This is a genomic window from Faecalibacterium sp., assembly GCF_052358865.1.
GTDB lineage: Bacteria > Bacillota > Clostridia > Oscillospirales > Ruminococcaceae > Faecalibacterium > Faecalibacterium butyricigenerans.
This window is the reverse complement of record NZ_DAWCVJ010000117.1, coordinates 1-5,118: the sequence shown is the minus strand read 5'-3', so window position 1 is coordinate 5,118 and position 5,118 is coordinate 1. Positions and strand designations below refer to the sequence as shown.

At 53.6% G+C, this 5,118-nt stretch carries 7 protein-coding genes and 1 pseudogene; all 8 read right to left on the bottom strand.

Going from position 1 to position 5,118, the window contains the following annotated elements; translation table 11 throughout:
- Positions 1–48: 48 nt before the first annotated feature.
- Positions 49–177 (bottom strand): annotated as a pseudogene (locus ACT8X9_RS12755) (Maff2 family mobile element protein); the annotation flags it as partial.
- Between the two features lie 139 nt (positions 178–316).
- Positions 317–2,083 (bottom strand): VirD4-like conjugal transfer protein, CD1115 family, encoded by a 1,767-nt coding sequence (locus tag ACT8X9_RS12750; protein WP_444269240.1) that lies wholly within the window; start codon positions 2,081–2,083, stop codon positions 317–319.
- Positions 2,080–2,544: a PcfB family protein gene (locus ACT8X9_RS12745; protein ID WP_097771841.1), complete on the bottom strand. Its 465-nt coding sequence runs from the start codon at positions 2,542–2,544 to the stop codon at positions 2,080–2,082. The genes ACT8X9_RS12750 and ACT8X9_RS12745 overlap by 4 nt, the downstream gene beginning before the upstream one ends.
- Before the next feature lie 24 nt (positions 2,545–2,568).
- Positions 2,569–3,006, bottom strand: a complete 438-nt coding sequence (locus ACT8X9_RS12740) for a DUF3846 domain-containing protein (RefSeq protein ID WP_444269239.1) — start codon at positions 3,004–3,006, stop codon at positions 2,569–2,571.
- Positions 2,933–3,133 carry a hypothetical protein gene (locus ACT8X9_RS12735; RefSeq protein WP_207698559.1) on the bottom strand — a complete coding sequence of 67 codons (201 nt, stop codon included), beginning with the start codon at positions 3,131–3,133 and terminating at the stop codon, positions 2,933–2,935. Before ACT8X9_RS12735 ends, ACT8X9_RS12740 begins: the two co-directional genes overlap by 74 nt.
- A gap of 8 nt (positions 3,134–3,141) precedes the next feature.
- Entirely contained in the window at positions 3,142–3,564 is a 423-nt protein-coding gene (locus tag ACT8X9_RS12730; RefSeq protein ID WP_444269238.1) for a hypothetical protein, read from the bottom strand.
- Positions 3,565–3,632: 68 nt separating this feature from the next.
- Positions 3,633–4,577, bottom strand: coding sequence for a ParB/RepB/Spo0J family partition protein (locus ACT8X9_RS12725; RefSeq protein WP_444269237.1), 945 nt, complete (start codon positions 4,575–4,577; stop codon positions 3,633–3,635).
- Positions 4,534–5,118 (bottom strand): ParA family protein (locus ACT8X9_RS12720; RefSeq protein ID WP_444269236.1); only part of this gene is annotated, 585 nt, incomplete at its 5' end. The genes ACT8X9_RS12720 and ACT8X9_RS12725, both read right to left, overlap by 44 nt.

Below are 5,118 nucleotides of genomic sequence, written 5' to 3'. Positions count from 1 at the left end.
GCAGGGCTGGCTATCCTTGTTTTGCTTTGTGCTTCTCTACCGTACATGAGCATTGGAGCCGGGGTTGTCGTTACCGTAACCTTCCAGCAGGTTGATGGCACCCCACACGCCGAGACCGGCACCCAGAGCGACAACCAGAGTCTGAAGAACTTCGATAGCAGAGTTAAAGAATTCCATAGTCGTTTCTCCTTTATTTTGAAAAAATTGTAGACCATCCGTACACACCTGAAGCTGCATAATGAAGCCGCAAACTGCGGCGGGAGTGGGCTTGCTGGTGTACCTCTCTGGTCAGGATAAAATAAAACCGCCTACCGGTTCAGGCAGACGGGAGCGAATCAGCGTCCACCACGATGAACTCATCACCGGGGTGGATTTTTTCTTTTCGGTTCAGATATTTTTCAATATCGAAGGTGTTTTTGGGGTCGTAATCCGAGGTCAGCTTGTAGTTGGGGTGCTGGGTCAGGTCGTACTTGTCCGAAAGAAAGGGGCGCACACCTCGCAGCTGCAAAATACACTTGCCGCCGTCCAGCACCGCCAGCTCGTCCCGGCTCAATAATTCGTGCCCCATCTTCTGGAACGTGGTGCCATAGCTGGGGCTGTTGCCACGGGTGTCCGAGGTGTTGAACGCATCAATCGTTTCTTTGCCCAGCATTTCAGACAGGTCTTTCAGGGTGGTCGGCTCGCTGCCGCCCAGAAATATTTGGCTGTCCATGTTGCCCACAATGGTATCTGCGTTGTCCTTGTAGATGGCTTTCAACTGGCTTCTCGCCTGCAAAACAAGGCAGGCAGAGATTTCACGGCTGCGGATGGTCGCCACCAGCTTTTCCAGATTGGGGATCTGCCCGATGTTGGCGCACTCGTCGATCAGGCACCGCACATGGATGGGTAGCTTGCCGCCGTACACATCATCTGCTTTATCGCAAAGCAGATTGAAAAGCTGGGTGTAGACCATGCTGATGAGGAAGTTAAAGGTGGAATCCGTGTCCGACATGATGAGGAACAACGCCGTTTTCTTATCGCCCAGCGTGTCCAGTTGCAGTTCATCGTACATGGTAAGGTCCCGCAACTCTTGGATGTCGAAGGGCGCGAGCCTAGCACCGCAGGAAATCAGGATGGATTTTGCCGTTTTGCCGGCAGCTAATTTGTAGAGCTTGTACTGGCGCACTGCGAAGGAATTGGGCTTTTTCTTGCCCAGTTCCTCAAACAGCAAGTCCACCGGGTTCTGGTATTCCTCATCGTCCTCCAGTACCTGCATGGTGTTCAGCATTTCCAGCAGAGTAGCGAAGTTTTGCTCCTCCACCGGGGCTTCATAATGCAGATAGGCAATCAGGGCGGTGAGCAAAAGACGCTCCGATTTTTCCCAGAATGGGTCCCCGCCGGACCCTTCACCCTTGGTGTTGGTCATCAGGGTCGTGACCAGTTTCAGAATGTCCTTTTCGCTGTGGACATAGGCGAAGGGGTTATAGTGCATCGACTTTTTGAAGTTGATGGTGTTCAGAACTTTTACCTTATAACCATTTTTCAGCATGGCCTGCCCACATTCAAGCACGATTGTACCTTTCGGATCGGTTACGACATAGGAACTATGGCATTGCAGGAGGTTCGGTTTCAGCCAAAATCTCGTTTTGCCAGAGCCGGAGCCGCCGACCACCAGCACATTTTTGTTCCGGGCGTTCTTGGGGTCAGGTGGACGATTGCTCATCATTAACCGCTCTGTCTTGGTTAAAATGATGTTGTCGGAAAACTTGGGAGACATGAACGGCTCAATGTCCTTCGGTGTGCCCCACCGGGCAGAGCCGTACTCCATGCCATGGCGGTACTTCTTTGCGTTTTTGCCACGCAGATAGACCGCCAGCCGTAACCCTGCACCGCAGCACAAGCCCACCAGAATATCAAGCGGGTGCAGGCTTGGCAGCGGGTTTGCAAACGCCACCGGGATGGTTCCCATCATGGACATGATCTTATCGCCCAGTTCCTTGCCCTCGGCAAGCCGCCACGCTTCGCCAAAGTTGGTTGCCACCAGCCCCAGCAAAATATAGGGCAGATACAGTGCCAGCAGCTTTGTCAGCTTTTTCGTGGTCACAGTCCACGCTCCTGTTCCTTGTGCCGGACTTTGCCGGGGAGTTCTGCCGCTGCCTGCACCAGTTCCTGCAACCGTGCCAGTACCGAGGGGCGTTTGTCCTTGTTCAGCAGGGATGCCGAATACTCCTTGAACGCCGAGTTGAATGCTTCTGCGTCCGGTGCTTTGAAAAAGACCAGATACCGGGGCGGCACCTCGGAGGTGTCCTTGCGGATGGCATAGTCGATGCCGTACTTTTTGGCATAGCGTTCCAGACCACGGATGCCGGTCTTGCTGATCTCCACGCTGGACACGCCCCGGTTCTGCCGCAGAAGAGTGCGGACGCTCTGCTTACCTTGGGATGCCTTGGACTGGTACAGCCGAAACGCCGCTTTAACTGCCCGCAGGACAGTCCGGGCAGACAGCTTCGTGGTGGAGATCATAATGTTGAATGATTTCTGTTCGATTTCTTCCTGCACTGCCATCACCTCCCGTGCAGCAGGGTGATTTTAGCGGTCATGCTCTGCCGGGGGCTTGGTGCGGGGCTTTTCTGTGGGCGGTTCATCCGGCACCGGCAGCACCAGCAGATGGTTGCCCAGTTTCAGAAAGGCTTCCGGCTGATGAAAAAGCTGCTCGTACTTCTGCGCCAGTTCCGGGGTCAGGGATGCAAAATCCTCCTCGCCCAAACCCACCACCAGAAAGTCTCCGGCAACGGCATCATACATTTCTCCGTTTTCATCCCGAAGGGCACGGTTCAGGGGCAGTCCCATGAGCTTGCCATCGTCATTGCAGATGATAGCCACCGGGTCTGCAAAGGGGTAAACAGCAGCAATCGTGCCGCCCACCGCCTCCTGCAAGGCTTTCAGGTTGTTGTCAATCTCGACCTGCTGCGGATACTGTCCCGGTGGAATTTTCAGCACCGACAAGGTGTTCTCGTTCTGTTCCATTATCGTCCTCCTCGAATTTGATAGAGATCTCCTGCCCGGCATGGGCGGCGTTCAACAGAGCTGCCACGAAGAAGCCGAAAAAAGCGCCGGCTTCAAAAAATGCGAAACCGATAAAAAAGTTCAGCATGGCACACCTCACTCCATGCAGATGCAGGGCAGATTCTGGTCGTCTGCCATCAGGGTGATGCTGTGGCTTGCCAGATACTTCTGGAACAGGTAGACTTCATCGATGGTCAGCGAGATGACCTCGCCGTCCATGTTGGTGCGAACAAGAATCACCGGGCCGGTCAGGTAGTGCTTTCCGCCCATCTTCAGCACCTGCGCCGGGTTGTAGCAGAGCAGCAGCGAGGTGTTGGAAAGGTTCAGGCAGGCATCATCCTCCTCAAAGCAGGGCAGGATGCCGGGAGCCTCGTCCAGCGTGATGATGGTCAGCTCCATATCCGGGGCAATGGCAGCGAGATAGACTTCACCAGGCTTTTTTCTGCCGTTCAGAATCGTGTAGATGCGAGTATCAATGGTGACTTTCTCGGAACGGATGTGAGTGGTAGTAAAATTCATAGACGTTTCCTCCAAAATTTTTGCAAAAATAAAAGACCCGGAACTGGGTCTTTTGGTTCAGTCTGCGATCAGCGCGCTTCTTCCTGCTTCTTCTGTTTTGCCTGTTGCTTTTTTAGTTGCCACTGGTCGAGCAGCTTGATGATGATGCTTTCCATTTGCCGAGGCGTATAGCTGCGTGGAAAGTATTTTCGCAGGATGTCGTTTTTGATAGTTACAGTGTCCTGCTCACTCTTCTTTTCCTGCCCCAAAATGTCAAATGCCTTTTCATAGGTGAACTCACCACACTGCGCCATCTTCTTTAGTTGCTGAGCCTGCGATACAGATGGGGCATTTTGGGTACCATCCATGGCTTCTAAAAATTCCCGCTGTTGGCTTTCGTCCAGATAGGACAGTTCCACAGCGGGATTGAAGGAGATCTTCTTTTCGTCTACCATGTCCAGCAGTTCCGGGACAAGGTTGGTCAAGCGGATGAAACGGCGAATAGTATCTTTACTTACCCCAGCATCATCGCCAACTTTTTCGACGGACAACTTCTGCGCAACTTGCGTAGAAGTTAAATCTGACCTAGCACCTTGATTTTTTATTGCGTCCAGCTTCATTTTGTAGGCAAAAGCCCTCTCACTGGGCAGGATGTGTTCACGTTGGAGATTGCTGTCCACCATCAATATCACAGCAGCATCGTCCGACATCTGCCGCACGATAACCGGCAGGGTATCCAGCCCGGCAAGTTTCGCCGCATACTGACGGCGGTGCCCGGAGATGATCTCGTAGCCGTCACCGTCCGGGCGGGGGCGAGCAATCAGCGGAGCCAGCACACCGTACTGAGCAATGCTCTCTACTGTCCGGGTCATAGCTTCATCGTCCAGCACCTTGAAGGGGTGGTTCTTGAAAGGGAACAGCTCTCCAATGGGGATCTGCTGCACCTGCTCCCGCTGCTGTTCCTGTCGGGATTCTTCCGTGGAGAAAATGTCATCTGCCCCTTTCAGCGACACGTTTAAGCTGTTTTTCGGCATCAGCCAGCACCTCCTTCGTCAGAGATTGGTAGGCTTCTGCCACCTTGCCTTTGGGGTTGTGCTGGAAAATGCTTTTGCCAACGGCACTGATCTCCGCAGCACGGACAGATCGGGGAATGGTCTGGTCGAACACCTTGATCTTGCTGCCGTAAGCACCCCGAATCAAATTGTCGATCTGCTGTCCGTAGTTGGTGCGGCTGTCGGTCATAGTCAGCAGGATGCCCTCAATTTTCAATTTGGGGTTGATCTGCCGTCGGACCTTCTGCACGGTCTGCAAAAGCTGTTCCAAGCCCTTCGCAGACAGGTACTGCGCCTGCACAGGAATCAGGGTGGTGTCCGCCGCTGCCAAGGCATTGACGGTCAGCATCCCAAGGGAAGGAGTGCAATCCAGCAGAATGAAATCGTATTCATGCTTTGCCCCCTCCAGCACCTGTTTCAGCATCTTCTCCCGGTTCATGCAGTTGACAAGGGAAACCTCCAGCCCTGCCAGTTCAATGTTTGCCGGAATCAGGTCAACGCCCTCCGCATGGTGCAGGATACC